The sequence below is a fragment of the Campylobacter sp. 2014D-0258 genome (assembly GCF_008000495.1).
Lineage (GTDB): Bacteria > Campylobacterota > Campylobacteria > Campylobacterales > Campylobacteraceae > Campylobacter_D > Campylobacter_D jejuni.
The window spans coordinates 13,312-29,277 of the sequence record NZ_VOAR01000021.1; the positions used below are offsets into that span (position 1 = coordinate 13,312).

The following is a 15,966-nucleotide window of genomic DNA, read 5'->3' on the forward strand; positions in this document are numbered from 1 at the left end:
CTCTTGAAAGCTGTTAATTTATTTTTACTTGCCTCCATCATAGGGGTTGAACTCATACTAGGAATAGTTGTTGCACCAACAATTTTTTTTCCTCAAAATCTTATAGGAGAAGGAGTGTTGAGCCATTTTCAAAGTGGCTTAATGATGACGCAAATTTTTATTAAGATGGGATATTTGCTGATTTTTGTTTCAGTGGTTAATTTTTTACATGAAATTTATTCTCTTGTAAAAGATGAAATGAAATTTCAAATAAAATTTTCAAAATTTATGCTGAGTTTGCTTATTTTGATTTTAAGCTTAATATTTGTTTTTTATTTTACTAATACCATAATTGAACTCCAAAACTTAGGCGAAAACGCTACAAAAACTCAAGAATTTATCAGTATCCATAATGCAAGTGAAGTGGTGATTAAAATCATCTTGATAATGCAAGTTTTTTTATATTTCTTAAGCTTTAAAATAGCAAAAAAATGATAAAATATTAAATAAATCCAAAAGAGAAGGAGTAGGCCATGATGATCTCTGATGCAACTATGATGCAACAAAATTATTATTTAAATAATGCACAAAAAGCTAGCGATAAAGCTTTAGAAAATATTGCAGCTGTTCGCGCAATAAGTGGAGTTGATAGTGCTAATTTAGCTATTGCTGATTCTTTAAGATCTCAATCAAGCACTATAGATCAAGGTGTCGCAAATGCTTATGATGCTATAGGGGTTTTACAAATTGCAGATGCTAGCCTTACCAATATCTCTCAAAGCGCAGATAGACTTAATGAACTTTCAGTAAAAATGAACAATGCTGCACTTAATGATTCTCAAAAAGGAATGCTAAGAACAGAAGCAACACGCATACAAGAATCCATCAATGATTCTTTTAATAATGCAACTTATAATGGAAAAAATGTCTTTCAAACTATGAATTTTGTAGTAGGTAGCGGAACTGAAACTACAAATTTAAATCCATTAGCAACAGATGGATTAAGCATAGATAATCAAGATAGTATTACAAATTTTATGGATCAACTTGGAAGTTTAAGAAGTGAAATAGGCTCAGGTATCAATGCCATCACATCAAATATTAATGCAAGTGTTCAAAATAGCATCAACTCAAAAGCAGCTGAAAATAATTTACTCAATAATGACATGGCAAAAAATGTCAATGATTTTAATGCCAATTATCTAAAAGAAAATGCTGCTGCTTTTGTTGCTGCGCAATCCAATATACAGCTTCAAAGCAAAATTGCTAATTTGTTACAATAATATAAGCCCTAAATAGGGCTTATTTCTTTATCAAAATGACTTTAGAGCAAATTTTAGAAAAAACCAAAAACGTTCGTCTTGTAGCCGCAAGCAAGTATGTCGATGCAAGTATAATTGAAAAGCTTTTTGATCAAGGTATAGTAGAATTTGGAGAAAATCAAGTCCAAGCTCTAGCACAAAAAAAAGAAAATCTTGATGAAAAAAAACTAGACATAAAGTGGCATTTTATAGGAACGCTACAAAGCAACAAAATCAATCTCTTAATCAAACAAAAACCTATATTATGGCACTCTTGCAATGGTATTAAAATAGCTAAAGCTACGGACAAAAGACTTGATTATAAATTAAATACTTTATTAGAAATCAATAGTGCAAATGAAAATAGCAAAAGCGGTCTAGATCCAAATCAAGCTGTAGAAGAATATTTACAAATACAAGAAGAATGCTCTAATCTAAATCTTTGTGGCGTAATGAGCATAGGATCACACAGCCAAGATAAAGAAAGTATTATCAAAAGCTTTGAAACTACATTTAAAATTTATGAAATTCTTCAAAAACATGGGGCTAAAATTTGCTCTATGGGGATGAGTAATGATTTTGAAATTGCTATAAAATGCGGATCCAACTTAGTAAGACTTGGAAGCATTTTATTTAAAAATCTTAAGTAAGAACAATCTTACTTAAGCATATTTATTAGAAATTTCCTCTACTATACTATCAGAGATAATAAAATCTGTATGATAAAGCAAGCAAGATCCCGCACTAATAACTTTTAAAACAAGTTTTTTATTATTTTTTTCATTAGGATTATGTGCATTTCTAGCAATTTCATGAATTTCATAGATTAATTCTCTATTTAATCTTGTCAAATCTAGCTCTATGATATTTTTTTCAAATTCCTTAGGTTCTGCGGTAAAATGATTTTCTTCTTTATTTTTAAAATCTTTTTTTGCTCCAAATTTTTTTATAGCTTTAATCTCGCCATCTTCAAGACTTTGCAAATCTTTAATTGCTTTTAAAAAAAAGCTAGGTTTCTCCCCTCCTTCAGCTTTAAATCCCAATACAAAACCATAGGCATTATTTTTTAAATTTTCATCTTTGATGATATTTTCTATTTCTTCTACATTGCTTTCAAATACAGTAGCATCAAACGAAGAATAATAATCTAAAATTTCAAGTCTACCATAACGTTTGTTATTTTTACTCATCATAGATTTAAAATCTTCAATTTTACCTATATTTAAAATTTCTCCATTATTTTTTAAACTTTCAAAATCTAAACTTTTAACATAATCTATGGCATTAATTTGTTCATAAAATCGATCTAAAGGATGGCCTGAAACATAAATTCCTAAAATTTCTTTTTCATATCCTAATTTTTCCATCACTTCAAATTCTTCATTTTTGGGAGTAAAATTTACTTGAACACCTGAAGTTAATTCCTCTTCACCAAAAAGAGAACTTGCAGCATTTTTTCTTACTTCAGCCATTTTACGCGATGCTTCGCTAAGATTTTCCATATTATCAAACAAAGCTTTTCTAGTAAAACCAAACTCATCAAAAGCCCCTGCCTTAATAAGACTTTCTAATGTTCTACGGTTTATTTTAGTAGGATCTATCTTACCTAAGAAATCATTAATATCCTTAAATTCTCCATCTTGTCTTGCTTCAAGTAAATTTTCAACTGCAGGAATACCCACACTTTTTATAGCCCCAAGTCCATATATAATAGCATCCTTGCCATCTTGTTCTAAAGCACTAAATTCACGGATCGCTTTGTTAATCGATGGAGGTAAAAGTTTAATATTCATTTTTTTCATCTCATCAATATAAACAGCAATTTTATCCACATTGTTTTCTTCGCTTGTTAAAAGCGCTGCCATAAATTCACTAGGATAATAAGTTTTTAAATAAGCTGTTTGAAAAGTAATCAACGCATAAGCCGCAGAGTGAGATTTATTAAAACCATATCCTGCAAATTTTACGATAAGCTCCCATAAATCCTCAGCTTTTGCTCTATCATATCCTTGTTTTTCTGCTCCATCCGCAAAATCAGTTTTAAGCTTTTTCATCTTCTCAGGATCTTTTTTACCCATAGCACGACGCACTACATCAGCACCTCCTAAAGAAAAGCCACCTATAATTTGAACAATTTGCATAACCTGTTCTTGATAAACAATAACCCCATAAGTAGGCTCTAAAACCTTTTCTAAACTGTCAAAAGGATATTCTATACTTTTTAAACCATGCTTTCTGTCGATAAAATCATCAAGCATTCCTGATTCCATAGGACCTGGACGATAAAGCGCAAGAACCGCAATGATATCTTCGAAACGCTCTGGTTTTAAGCGTGCATTTAAGCTTTGCATACCACCTGATTCGATTTGAAAAATTCCCAAAGTATTTCCACTTTGTATGGTTTTATAAACTTTGCTATCATTTACATCTATAGTTTCCCAAATAATGTCTTTATTGTAACGCTTTTTAATAAGCTTGATCGCATTATTGATTACTGTTAAGGTTTTAAGACCTAAAAAGTCAAATTTTATCAAATCCACATCTTCTAAATGATCTTTAGAATACTGCGTTACCAAATGTCTTTCATCATTTTTACTTTGTCTAAAAAGCGGAGTTTTCTTCCATAAACTTTCATTAGAAATTACAACACCTGCTGCGTGCATACCCGCATTGCGATTTAATCCTTCTAAAGCTCTTGCATACTCCCAAACTTCAGGACCTTTAGGATGACGATCGATAAATTCTTTGATTTTAGGTTCTTTTTCATAAGCAGCATCAAGAGTGATTTTAAGCTCTTCAGGCACAAGTTTAGCAAGCTCATCAGCATCTTGAATACTCATATCACAAACTCTAGCCACATCACGAATCACCCCTTTAGCCAAAAGTTTACCAAAGGTAATCACCTGTGCAACCTTATCCGCTCCATATTTATCAATCACATAGTCAATCACTTCAGCACGTCTGTCTTGACAAAAATCCACATCAATATCAGGCATGCTCACACGCTCAGGATTTAAAAAACGCTCAAAAAGTAGACTATAAGGAATAGGATCTAAATCCGTAATCCTTAAACAATAAGAAACCAAACTTCCTGCAGCTGATCCTCTTCCAGGGCCTACTGGAATACCTTTATCTTTAGCTACTTTAATAAAATCATGAACAATAAGCATATAACCTGAAAATTTCATATTTTTAATGATGTTAATTTCTACTTCAAGTCTTTGTTTGTATTCTTCATGCTTGCTTTCATCGATAAATTTTAATCTCTCTTCAAGTCCCTTTTTACAAAGTTCTTCAAAAACTATATCATCATTATCAAAGCTAAATTCTTTTGTTTCTTCAGGTAAGATAATATTATGATCTTTAGCATATTCTCTTGTAAATTTAAAATTCGGTGGAGTGGGATTGCCAAGATTAAGCTCTAAATTACATTTTTGCGCGATTTCTTGTGTATTTTCTATAGCTTCTGGAATATCTGCAAAAAGCTCACTCATTTGCTCAGGGCTTTTAACATAAAATTCATGCACACTATGACGCATTCTATCAGGATCGTTAAGTTTTTTTCCCATGGCTATACACATAAAAACCTCATGGGCAGCCGCTCTTTCTTTAAAAGTATAATGCGTATCATTTGTAGCAATGATTTTTATATTTAATTCTTTAGAAAGTCTGATAATATCATCATCTATCATTCTTTGATCGCCTATACCATGACGCATGATTTCAAAATAAAAATCATCTTTAAAAACTTTTTTATACCATAATGCCGCTTCTTTTGCTGCTTCATAGCCTTTTGCACCAAAACGCACATTTCTTTCACTATAGGTATTTAAGTGCCAATTTACTTCACCTTGTAAGCAAGCAGAAGAGCAAATAAGACCTTCGCTATAATCTTCCAAAAGCTTTTTATTGATACGCGGATAATAATACAAGCCTTTAATATAACTTTGAGAACTTAAATACATTAAATTTTGATATCCAATCTCATTTTTTGCATACAAACAAAGGTGAAAACGCTGACGAGAACTTTTATCATCTAACTCATCATGATTATGCAAATACGCTTCTATACCAATGATAGGTTTTAAACCTTGTGCTTTCATTGTTTGATAAAAATCAATTGCCCCAAACATATTTCCATGATCTGTCATAGCCACACTTGTAGCACCCTGCTCTTTTAAAGTAAAAGCTAATTCTTTAAGCTTATTGGCTCCATCAAGCAAAGAATATTCTGTATGTAAATGCAAGTGTGTAAATTGACTCATTTTCTTCCTTTAGTTTTTTAAGACTTATTTTAATTTTGATAAAAATTATAAATTTTTCTCGCTGAATTTGAAAGAAATTGGCCCTAAATTTCAACTTAAATTTTACAAAAAGGCAAAAATTCAGCCAAAATAAACTATAATAAAATCTAAGATTTTAATCTTAATAAAAAGAACTTTTCAAAGGATGAAATGATGAAAGTAAAAATTGCTTATTGCAATCTTTGAAATTATCGCCCACAAGCTGCAAGGGTTGCAGAAGAACTACAAAGCGATTTCAAAGATGTTGAAGTAGAATTTGAAATTGGCGGCAGAGGTGATTTTATCGTTGAAGTAGACGGAAAAGTTATCTTCTCTAAAACACAACTTATTAATTGCGAAAGCGAAAGATTTCCATATCAAAATGAAATTAATCAATTAATAAAAAATAGAGTGTAATCAAACACTCTATCATAACATTTTCTCATATTCCTTACCAATATATATGTTTTGCTCATACTCGATAATAGGACGCTTAATACAACTTGGATTTTCTAATACAATTTTTTCAAGTTCTTTTTCATTTAAATTTTTAACTTTTTCTTTGTTTAAACCAAGTTTTTTAGAAGTTAATCCAGCAGTATTGATAAGTTCTTCAAAAGATTTTTGTTTTAACCATGTGTATAAAATATCTTGATTAATCTTTTTAATATCCATAAAATCAAACACAATGCCTTTTTGTGTTAAAGCATCCATAGCTTTTTTTACAGAATTGCAATTTTTAATACCATAAAGTTTCATTTTCTAGCCTTTTTTACCAAATCTGCGATTAAAAAAGCAAGTTCTAATGCTTGATCCGCATTAAGCCTTGGATCGCATTGAGTCTCATAACGATCTTCCAAGCTTTGAGCAGTAACATTGCTTGCACCACCTGTACATTCTGTTACATCTTTCCCAGTCATTTCAAGATGCACCCCACCTGGATAAACTCTTTCGCTTATTGCAATCTCAAAAAAAGATCTCACTTCTTGCATGATTTTATCAAACTCACGTGTTTTAAAATTACCTGCTTTTACTGTATTTCCATGCATAGGATCTATGCTATATACTAAATTTAAACCTTCACTTTTAAGTTTAGAGAAAATTTTTGGCAAATTATTGATAATTTTATCTGCACCCATGCGGATAATAATATTTAATCTTCCTTCTTCATTATTTGGATTTAAAACATTTGCTAAAGCTATGATATCATCTGCACTTGCACTAGGTCCTATTTTAACCCCTAAAGGATTTTTTACTCCTCTTAAAAAATGTACATGAGCTTCATCAAGCGCCCTTGTTCTTTCACCTATCCAAAGCATATGAGCTGAACAATCGTAAATTTCCCCACTTAAACTATCCACCCTAGTTAAAGCTTCTTCATAAGGCAAAAGTAAAGCTTCATGTGAAGTATAAACACTAACTTCTCTTAGACTCGGCGTATTACTTGTATTAATTCCACAAGCTTCCATAAAAGCTAAAGCTTGTGAAATTTTTTCACTGATATCAGTATATTGCTTATGGAGTTCACTCTTTTTTAAAAAGCCCAAATTCCAACGATGTACTTCATGCAAATCTGCTAAACCACCCTTAGCAAATCCACGCAACAAATTTAGCGTTGTTGCACTTTGATAATAAGCTTCAAGCATTCTATGTGGATCAGGAATGCGTGCTTGTTCGCTAAATTCAAAACCATTAATAATATCACCACGATAACTAGGAAGACTTATACCATTTAACTCTTCAAAATCACTACTTCTTGGCTTGGCAAACTGCCCTGCAATACGACCAATTTTTACAACAGGACATCCACCGGCAAATGTAAGCACTATAGCCATTTGAAGTAAAATTTTAAACATATCACGGATATTTACAGCGCCAAAATTTTCAAAGCTTTCAGCACAATCTCCACCTTGAAGTAAAAAAGCTTCTTTTTTACAAACTCTTGCTAAAGACTTTTGAAGATTTCTCACTTCTCCAGCAAAAACCAAAGGAGGAAGCTTCTCAAGTCTTGCTAAAACTCTATTCATTTCCTCTTGATCTGGATAGATAGGTTGCTGTTTTATAGGATAGTTTTTCCAAGAATTCTTAGTCCACATGGTTTTTTCTTTCGTTTTATTTATCAGCTTCCTCTATAAGTTGAATAACCAAAAGGAGAAAGGGTTATTGGAACATGATAATGTTTTTGATCTTTAGAAAGCTCAAAACTTACCTCTACAAAAGGATAAAAAGTATTTATTTTGTGTGATGTGTAATAGTCTTTTGTGAAAAATTTAAGCTTATAAATTCCAAAAGCCCTATTTTCAGCTTTTTCATATGGTAATAAATCTCCTATTCTACCATTTTCTTCGGTAAATTCTTCACTTACTTTTTTCCACTGTTGATTTGCTTCCAACTTATAAAGCTCAACTTTTACTTTAGGAGCAGGTTGTCCAGAAGTAATATCCAAGACATGAGTACTTAATTGATATTCAGTAGCACTCAAAAACATTGGCACGCTTGCTAGTATTAATAAAGTTTTTTTAATAGAAAACATTTTCTCTCCTTGTATAATATTTACAAAGAATATTATACAAGAGTATTATTAATAATTAAAATCAAATAATAAAAATTATAAATTAATTATAATTATTTAATTGTTAGACTTATAATAAAAAATAATTATAAATTATTTTTTAAGCTCTTTAATACGCGCTGCTTTACCGCGTCTATCTCTTAAGTAGAATAATCTTGCACGGCGTACACGACCACGACGCAAAACAGTAATACTTTCTAAACTTTCACTATAAATAGGGAAAATTCTCTCAACGCCAACATTATTAGCACCCATTTTACGCACGATAAAAGTTTCACTTACGCCATTACCTCTTCTAGCAATACAAATACCCTCAAAATTTTGGATTCTTGTTTTATCCCCTTCTTTGATGCGAATTGCAAGCTTTAAAGTATCACCAGCACGAAAATCTGGAACATTTTTACCTTCAATTTGTTTTGCTTCAAATTGTTCTATATATTTATTTTTCATAAAAAATCCCTTATTTTTTGCGTTCATGCTCTAAAAATAAATCTGGACGAAAAAATTTCGTTTTGCAAGACGCCAAAGTAGTTTTTAAACTTGCAATTCTAGCGTGATTACCCTTTAAAAACTCTGAAGGAGTATAAAATTTTTTATTTTTTTTCTCAAAAATAAAAGGTTTTGAAAAAGCAGGCGCTTCGAGTAAATTATTTTCAAAGCTTTCTTCTTCCAAACTTTCCATATTTCCTAAAACCCCGTTAACATTTCTTAAAATCGCATCACACATTACAAGCGCAGGTAATTCTCCTCCTGTTAAAATAAAATCCCCTATGCTAAAAACTTCATTCGCAAAAATTTCAAGCACTCTTTCATCTATACCTTCATAACGCCCACATACAAAAACTATATGTTCTTTTTTACTTAAGCGTTTGGCGTCTTTTTGATTAAAGGTTTTACCACTTGGATTTAAAAAAATAAAATAGGGATTTTCTTTTTTTTCTTGAATACTTCTTAACACCTCATACATAGGTTCAGCTTGCATCAAAAGTCCAGCTCCGCCACCTATTTTATAATCATCGACTTTATGATAGGAATTTTTAGAAAAATCTCTTGGATTATAAAAATTAAGTTTGAAAAGTTTTTTTTCTTTTGCTCTTGCAAGTATAGAATCTTGAAAGTAAAATTCCATAAGATTAGGGAACAAAGAAACGAAACTAAATTTCATGAATTTTCTAAAATTAAAAAAGCATCTTGCGTGCAAAAAATCTGTCGTTTTTCTATATCTATATTTTTAACAAATTTATCTAAATATGGAATAAAAAATATTTTAGGATATTTTTTTTCAACCCATTTTTCATCACTTTGAATTTCAAATAAATAAGAAGCTCCGGTTTCCAAGATATCAATCACTTTACCTAATCTTTTATCTTCTTCAAAAACTTCACACTCTAAAATATCAAAATAAAAAAACTCATCTTTTTTTAATTTACAAGTTTGTCTGCTTTTCTCGATACTCTGAAAAAGAATAAGATTAATTAATTCTTTGGCCTTTTCTATATCTTCATAATTTTCAAATAAAACAGTAGAATTGCTTGCATTATAATGCTTAATCTTTAACATTTCTTTGGTGTTTTTTATAAAAAAAGTAGCATCTTTTTTAAATTGAGAAGAAAAGTCGCTCAGGTTATGCAATTTTACATAACCCTTAAGACCTACAGTTTTACCAAGTTTTGCAACTTGAACAAAATCTTTTTCACTCAAGTGCTTTTACCGTTACTCTATAAGAACTTGCATCCTTGCTCTTATAAGCAGAGATTACGGTTTTTATAGCATTGATCATTTTTCCATTTTTACCTATAAGCTTACCTGTATCAACCTTATGTGCAAAAAGAACAATCTCAAAAAAATTTTCACTTAATTCAATTTTTTGAGTATCAATCTGTTCAGGATAATCTGCAATTAATTTTGCGTATTCTCTAAGAAAATTCTCTACCATGATTATTTGCTAGTGATAGAAGCAACTTTATCGCTAAGTTTTGCACCAACACTTTTCCAATAAGCTAAACGCTCTGCATCAACTTTAATTACCTCAGGTTCTACCATAGGATTATAATACCCAATACTTTCTATCCAACCACCATCACGACGTTTTCTACTGTCTGTAACTACAATACGATAAAATGGTCTTTTAGTTCTACCCATTCTTGTAAGTCTAATAACTGTCATTTATACTCCTTAAAAATTAAAAATTTTATTTATAGATACTATAAAAAGTATTTATAAATAAAATTTAAAATTGCCTTCTAGCTTGACTCATCATCTGTGTTAAACTTTCCATTCCTTTTTTACCTGAAAATCTTTTTGCAAGCTTTGCTGCATTGCTAAATTGTTTTAAAAAACGATTGACTTCTACCTGAGAAAGACCTGCTCCCTCTGCTATACGACGCTTTCTAGCATTATTTAATAAATCAGGATTTTCTCTTTCTTTTGGAGTCATTGAAGAAATCATTGCTTTAATGCGTATGATTTCTTTAGAATTATCCAAATCTATATCTTTTACCGCATTTGCCATTCCGCCAAGTCCTGGTATCATGCCGATTAAAGACTTCATGCTTCCTAATTTTTTAATACTTTCCATTTGATTAAGAAAATCATTAAAATTAAATTCACCTTTTTTAATTTTTTGATTGAGTTTTTTAGCCTCTTTTTCATCAATAATCGCAGCAGTTTTTTCAGCTAAAGTTGCCAAATCACCCTCACCCATAATACGACTTACTATACGATCTGGTATAAAAACTTCTAAATCTGCTACTTTTTCACCCACACCAATAAATCTTAAAGGAATACCGATTTGTTTTGCTATACCTAAGGCTACTCCACCTTTAGTATCTGCATCAAATTTTGATAAAATTACCCCGCTGATACCTAAAACTTCATTAAAACTAGCCGCAGTCTTAACCCCATCTTGACCACTCATTGCATCAGCAACATAGAAAATCTCATCAGGATTTAAAACATCCTTAACTGCTTTTAATTCATTCATCAAAGCCTCATCTATAGCCAAACGTCCAGCAGTATCCACAAGCAAAACATCTACCATAGAACTTTCAGCCTTTTTTAAAGCCTCTTTAGCAACCCTAATAGGATCTTTTTCATTTTCTATGAAGAAAAGTTCAATTTCATTAGCTTCACAAAGTTGTCTTAGCTGCTCCACTGCCGCTAAACGCTGTAAATCACAAGCCGCAACTAAAACTTTTTTATTGCGTAATTTTAAATAATTTGCAAGTTTAATAGTGCTTGTAGTCTTACCGCCCCCTTGCAAACCTGCCATTAGAACTACTGTTGGGGGTTTAGAAGCAAAAACAAAACCTTGATTTTTGCCATTGACACTTAAAATATTTTCTAAATTTACTTTAATGGCATTTAAAAATTGTTTTTGACCTATTCCGTTTTGCTTTACATCTTCTTCTATCAAAGTCAAAAGCTCTTTAGTTACCTTATGGTGAACATCTGCTTTTAAAAGAGCTTTTTTTAAGGTTTCTAAAGCGTTCTTAAGTGCTTTTTCATCATCAACAAAACGTAATTTATTAATCGCTGATTTAAAAGATTCGCTAACTAACTCAAACACTTTATCACCTTTCTATAAAATTTTTAAATTAAACCTTGCATTATACAAAATTTTTTCTTAAATGGCTTTAAAAATCTAAATTTTTTATCTCAAAGCCAACTTTTGCAAAACTATTATCTAGCTCAGCCTTAAAATAATAATCAAAAATTTTAATTTCATAGCTATGTAAATACATTCTATCGCTTGAAATTTTAGCATATTTTTCATCACCTACAACGCCATGTTTTATAAATTTAGCATGCACTCTGATTTGATGAGTTCTACCTGTTTGAATGACTATTTTTGCTAAGGTTTTTTTTGACTGCATCATAATAGGAGTAATGATGCTTAAGGCACTTAAACCATCCTTTGAAACTTTACTTAATGCCCCGCCTTTTGCTTTTATGGTAAAAATAGGCTCATTCACTTCAACCTCTTCGGCCAAAACCCCATCTAAAACCGCAATATAACTTTTATAAACTCTGTGTTTTTTAAATTCTTCTATACAAAGCTTTCTAAAATCTTCATCTTTGCAAAGCAAAATCACACCGCTTGTTTCTTTGTCTAAACGATTTAAAAGCTTGGCATTAAATTTTCTCTCTAAGTCTTCACTCACATAAGCATAAGGTTTATTAATAGCAATAATCTTATCATCTTCAAAAATAATTTGAGGATTTTTAGCTTTTATCACATTAAATCTTACCTTATCACTCATCAAAGCTCTAGCAACCACAACTTTTTTTCCATGTGAAAAAACACAACCCTTATCAATCAAATCTTTAGCTTCACGATTTGAAATTTTTTCTTGCAAAGCTAAGAGTTTATAAGCTTTTTCTTGCATCAATTCCCTTTTGTATGGTCTGTATGATAAGATCTAAATTTTCTTTTTTGGAAATTTTAGCTTTTAAATTTAAATAATGAATTTTATCATTTAAATCTTTTAAATTTTCGCAAAAATATACATTTTCCACTTCTTCAAATAAAGCCTTTTGATTATGAATAAATTTCCCACTGATTAATACATTGTCAAAATATGCCACTTCTATAGGATTGTGTCCTCCTATGCCTTCTATGAAAGAACCTCCAAGCACAACAACATCAGAAATTGCATAAAAATTTACAAGCTCTCCTAAAGCATCTAAAAGCAAAATTTTTTTAGCAAATTTCTTATTTTCATCTTTTAAAGAACTAAATTTTTCAAATTCCAAACCTTTGTTTAAAAGCAAATTTTCAACTTCTTTAAAACGCTCAGGGTGTCGTGGGGCGATAATGAGTTTTTCATTTTCTTCTAGTTTAAAATGATCAATCAAAAGCTCTTCTTCATCTTTATGAGTACTAGCAAAAATGATAAGTTTTTCCTTAGGTTTGGTGTAAATTTTATTATTTTTAATTTCTAAATTTGCCTTAATATTTTTAAAAATTTTAACATTTTTAGCTCCCAAACTTTCAAGTCTTACTTTATCTAATTCACTTTGAGCAAAAACTTCATCAATATAAGAAAAAATTTTTTTATAAAAAAAAGAAAATCTTTGATAAGAATGATAAGATTTATCAGATATTCTCGCATTAAGCAAAATAATCTTAGCCTTATAAATACGTGCCATAAAAACAAGCATAAGCCAATATTCTGCTTCAAAAATTACCAAAACCTTACAAGGCTTAAACCAGAAAGGCAAAAAATTTTCAAAAGCAAGATAATTTACCTTTTTACAAAATTCTTTTGCACATTCAAAACCTGTTTGAGTAATAGTAGTTATTCTTGAATCAAATTTCAAAACCAAAGTTTTAATACTTCTTACCTCCCCATAAGAACAAGCATGAAAATGTACATCAGTTTTTTCTTGATATAAATTTTTATAAAGAAAAAATCGGGATTTTAAACTAGTTTTGTATTTGGATTTTAAAAAAGAAAGCAAAAGAATAAAGACGGCACAAAATAAAAATGCCGCCCAAGTTAAAAAATAATAAAAAAAGATCAATTTTGTTCTTCTTGCTCTTTATAAAGAATTCTTCCACAATGAGGGCAAGTTACAATCTCTTCACCTTTTACAACAGACAGATAAGTCTTATCGTAAATTTTCATAAAACATCCATAGCATGCTTGTTTTTTAACAGGAACTACAGCAGTATTTTTCGCCCATTTGCGAATTTTCTCATAAAAACTTAAAACTTTTTGATTCATCTCGCCCACAAGTTTGGTTTTTTTATCATAAACACTCATTCTATCTTTTTCAAGAACTTCCATTTCAGATTTAATACTTACTCTAATCTCATTAATATTTTGCTCTTGTTTGATTTTTTCTTCTTCAAGTTCTTTTTTATAAGTTTCTTTATTCTCTAAAATTTTATCCAGTCTTACAATTTCATCATTTGCAGCGTCTAATTGCTCTTTTGCAATATCTTCTTCAATTTTTAAAGCATTAGCTTCTTTTTCTGTTTTTACTGCACCACTTTTTTTAGAAAGCTCTTTAATTTTTGCCGAAAACTCAGAAATATGAGCATTATTTTGCACTTTTTGATTTTCTATATCTTTAATTTCTTCATCGATTTTTTCTAAATCTGTGTTGATTTTTCCTATTTTTAACTCAGCATCTTTTAAAGTCTTATTAATACTGTCTATTTTTGGTTCATAACTATCAATTTCTTGATCTATTTTTGATAAAAGCACTAATTGTTCGAGATATTTATTCATTTATTTTCCTTAAAAATATTGAAATGGATTTTTTGAAACTGTTATTATAACTTGTAACGGCAAATTTTTCAAGTCTTTTGCTAAACATTGAGAAAAATATCTCTCACTTTCAAAATGACCCAAATCAATAAGACTAATTTGATTACTAAGTGCCTCTAAAGCTTGATGATATTTAAAATCTCCGCTTAAAAAACAATCCGCATCTACTTTAGAAATTAAATCCCCACCACTTCCAGTACATATAGCAATACGCTTAATGTCTTTTTTACCACAATCACTTACACGTAAAATTTGTAAATTTAACTTTTTTTTCACCCAGTCACACAAAGCTTCAAAAGACATAGAATTTTCCACATAAATTAAAAATTCGTCTTTAAAAGAAATTTTAAAACCTAAAATTTCTTCCGTAAAATAAGTGTTTAAATGACTTAAATCGTAATTTGTATGCATACTGATTAAAGAAATATTTTTACAAATCATTTCTTTAATAAAAGCTCTAGGATAAGTCTTGTCATATAAATCTTTTAAACCTTTAAATATCAAAGGATGGTGTGTGATAATTAAAGAATTTTCACTCGCTTCTTTAATGATATTTTCATCAATATCTAAGCTTAAATAAACAGTTGAAATTTCACTATCCCTATCTCCAAGCAAAATTCCACTATTATCCCATGATTCTTGGATATCAAAGGGACTTAATTGATCTAAAAAATTATAAATTTCACTCAGTTTCATTTAAATTTTTCTTATAAATTTCAGCACAATTTTTCGAAAGCTCACGAATTTTTAACATATAATCTTGTCTTTGTGCTACAGAAATTGCTCCTCTTGCATCTAAAAGATTAAAAGTATGTGCAGCAAGCATACAATAATCATAAGCAGGTAAAGCTAATCCTTGTTCTAAAATATTTTTACATTCTTTGTAAGAGTTTTCAAACTGCTCATTTAAGATTTTAATATCACTTACTTCAAAATTGTATTTACTAAATTCATATTCACTTTGCTTATGCACATCTGCGTATTTAATTTTTTCTCCATTAAATTCACTCCAAACTATATCATAAACATTATCAACATTTTGAAGATACATGGCTATTCTTTCAAGACCATAGGTAATTTCAGCACTTACTAAATCTACTGCTATACCACCAACTTGCTGAAAATAAGTAAATTGAGTGACTTCCATACCATCAAGCCATACTTCCCAGCCTAAACCCCAAGCACCCAAACTTGGACTCTCCCAATTATCTTCAACAAAACGAATATCATGACTTTTTAAATCAAAACCCAAATTTTCAAGACTTTTAAGATATAATTCTTGAATATTATCAGGACTAGGTTTAATCAAAACTTGAAATTGATAATAAGCACCTAAGCGATTAGGATTTTCACCATAACGTCCATCAGTAGGCCTTCTACTTGGAGCCACATAAGCAGCTGCCCAAGGTTTTTTTCCTAAACTTCTTAAAAAAGTTGCTGGATGAAAGGTTCCTGCACCTGCTGGCATATCATAAGGTTGCATAATCGCACAACCTTGCTCTTGCCAATAATTTTGCAAATTAAGTATCATTTGTGAAAAAGTCATTGTATCT

Annotated in this window: 19 protein-coding genes; 4 read left to right on the forward strand and 15 right to left on the reverse strand. The window is 30.3% G+C overall.

Translation table 11 applies throughout. From position 1 onward, the window contains the following. The first annotated feature begins 3 nt into the window (after window positions 1–3). The 3 genes from SR62_RS03295 to SR62_RS03305 are packed head-to-tail and all read left to right on the forward strand — an operon-like array spanning window position 4 to window position 1,930. On the forward strand, window positions 4–474 hold the full coding sequence (locus SR62_RS03295; RefSeq protein ID WP_032584120.1) for a DUF4149 domain-containing protein: 471 nt from the start codon (window positions 4–6) through the stop codon (window positions 472–474). Window positions 475–512: 38 nt separating this feature from the next. Further along, entirely contained in the window at window positions 513–1,262 is a 750-nt protein-coding gene (flaC, locus tag SR62_RS03300; RefSeq protein ID WP_147502264.1) for a flagellin C, read from the forward strand. A 35-nt stretch (window positions 1,263–1,297) separates the two neighbouring features. Next, window positions 1,298–1,930 carry a YggS family pyridoxal phosphate-dependent enzyme gene (locus SR62_RS03305; protein ID WP_002893304.1) on the forward strand — a complete coding sequence of 211 codons (633 nt, stop codon included), beginning with the start codon at window positions 1,298–1,300 and terminating at the stop codon, window positions 1,928–1,930. 12 nt (window positions 1,931–1,942) lie between these two features. Here the strand turns inward: SR62_RS03305 and dnaE are convergent, their stop codons facing one another. Further along, window positions 1,943–5,545, reverse strand: coding sequence for a DNA polymerase III subunit alpha (dnaE, locus tag SR62_RS03310; RefSeq protein ID WP_002893305.1), 3,603 nt, complete (start codon window positions 5,543–5,545; stop codon window positions 1,943–1,945). Between the two features lie 192 nt (window positions 5,546–5,737). Between dnaE and SR62_RS03315 the strand changes: the two genes are divergently transcribed. Continuing rightward, a complete protein-coding gene (locus SR62_RS03315) occupies window positions 5,738–5,980 on the forward strand; it encodes a SelT/SelW/SelH family (seleno)protein (protein ID WP_257406500.1) in 243 nt (80 codons plus the stop codon). Between the two features lie 12 nt (window positions 5,981–5,992). On the opposite strand, the gene SR62_RS03320 is transcribed toward SR62_RS03315, so the two are convergent. The 14 genes from SR62_RS03320 to glyQ form a co-directional block, all read right to left on the reverse strand. After that, the gene (locus tag SR62_RS03320; RefSeq protein WP_002854966.1) at window positions 5,993–6,322 is read right to left on the reverse strand and encodes an ArsC/Spx/MgsR family protein; all 330 of its coding nucleotides are present in this window, start codon (window positions 6,320–6,322) and stop codon (window positions 5,993–5,995) included. Beyond that, entirely contained in the window at window positions 6,319–7,659 is a 1,341-nt protein-coding gene (locus tag SR62_RS03325; protein ID WP_002893307.1) for a class II 3-deoxy-7-phosphoheptulonate synthase, read from the reverse strand. Before SR62_RS03325 ends, SR62_RS03320 begins: the two co-directional genes overlap by 4 nt. Window positions 7,660–7,682: 23 nt before the next feature. Continuing rightward, on the reverse strand, window positions 7,683–8,096 hold the full coding sequence (gene uraH, locus SR62_RS03330) for a hydroxyisourate hydrolase (protein WP_002852246.1): 414 nt from the start codon (window positions 8,094–8,096) through the stop codon (window positions 7,683–7,685). Between the two features lie 132 nt (window positions 8,097–8,228). Continuing rightward, window positions 8,229–8,585, reverse strand: coding sequence for a 50S ribosomal protein L19 (rplS, locus tag SR62_RS03335; RefSeq protein ID WP_002854824.1), 357 nt, complete (start codon window positions 8,583–8,585; stop codon window positions 8,229–8,231). A 10-nt stretch (window positions 8,586–8,595) separates the two neighbouring features. After that, window positions 8,596–9,300: a tRNA (guanosine(37)-N1)-methyltransferase TrmD gene (trmD, locus tag SR62_RS03340; protein ID WP_002868040.1), complete on the reverse strand. Its 705-nt coding sequence runs from the start codon at window positions 9,298–9,300 to the stop codon at window positions 8,596–8,598. Then, on the reverse strand, window positions 9,297–9,836 hold the full coding sequence (gene rimM / locus SR62_RS03345) for a ribosome maturation factor RimM (protein ID WP_002855099.1): 540 nt from the start codon (window positions 9,834–9,836) through the stop codon (window positions 9,297–9,299). The genes trmD and rimM overlap by 4 nt, the downstream gene beginning before the upstream one ends. Continuing rightward, window positions 9,829–10,071 (reverse strand): KH domain-containing protein, encoded by a 243-nt coding sequence (locus tag SR62_RS03350; protein ID WP_002852144.1) that lies wholly within the window; start codon window positions 10,069–10,071, stop codon window positions 9,829–9,831. Before SR62_RS03350 ends, rimM begins: the two co-directional genes overlap by 8 nt. A gap of 2 nt (window positions 10,072–10,073) precedes the next feature. Then, entirely contained in the window at window positions 10,074–10,301 is a 228-nt protein-coding gene (gene rpsP / locus SR62_RS03355) for a 30S ribosomal protein S16 (protein ID WP_002852274.1), read from the reverse strand. Window positions 10,302–10,365: 64 nt separating this feature from the next. Next, window positions 10,366–11,703, reverse strand: coding sequence for a signal recognition particle protein (ffh, locus tag SR62_RS03360; RefSeq protein WP_002937885.1), 1,338 nt, complete (start codon window positions 11,701–11,703; stop codon window positions 10,366–10,368). Window positions 11,704–11,770: 67 nt separating this feature from the next. After that, window positions 11,771–12,523 carry an RluA family pseudouridine synthase gene (locus SR62_RS03365; RefSeq protein ID WP_147502265.1) on the reverse strand — a complete coding sequence of 251 codons (753 nt, stop codon included), beginning with the start codon at window positions 12,521–12,523 and terminating at the stop codon, window positions 11,771–11,773. Beyond that, window positions 12,504–13,661 carry a lipid IV(A) 3-deoxy-D-manno-octulosonic acid transferase gene (gene waaA / locus SR62_RS03370; RefSeq protein ID WP_002893088.1) on the reverse strand — a complete coding sequence of 386 codons (1,158 nt, stop codon included), beginning with the start codon at window positions 13,659–13,661 and terminating at the stop codon, window positions 12,504–12,506. The genes SR62_RS03365 and waaA overlap by 20 nt, the downstream gene beginning before the upstream one ends. Next, window positions 13,658–14,374 (reverse strand): zinc ribbon domain-containing protein, encoded by a 717-nt coding sequence (locus tag SR62_RS03375; RefSeq protein ID WP_002888864.1) that lies wholly within the window; start codon window positions 14,372–14,374, stop codon window positions 13,658–13,660. The genes waaA and SR62_RS03375 overlap by 4 nt, the downstream gene beginning before the upstream one ends. Before the next feature lie 9 nt (window positions 14,375–14,383). Continuing rightward, window positions 14,384–15,109 (reverse strand): Nif3-like dinuclear metal center hexameric protein, encoded by a 726-nt coding sequence (locus tag SR62_RS03380; protein ID WP_002893086.1) that lies wholly within the window; start codon window positions 15,107–15,109, stop codon window positions 14,384–14,386. Continuing rightward, window positions 15,096–15,959: a glycine--tRNA ligase subunit alpha gene (gene glyQ, locus SR62_RS03385; protein ID WP_002893085.1), complete on the reverse strand. Its 864-nt coding sequence runs from the start codon at window positions 15,957–15,959 to the stop codon at window positions 15,096–15,098. The genes SR62_RS03380 and glyQ overlap by 14 nt, the downstream gene beginning before the upstream one ends. Window positions 15,960–15,966 lie beyond the last annotated feature (7 nt).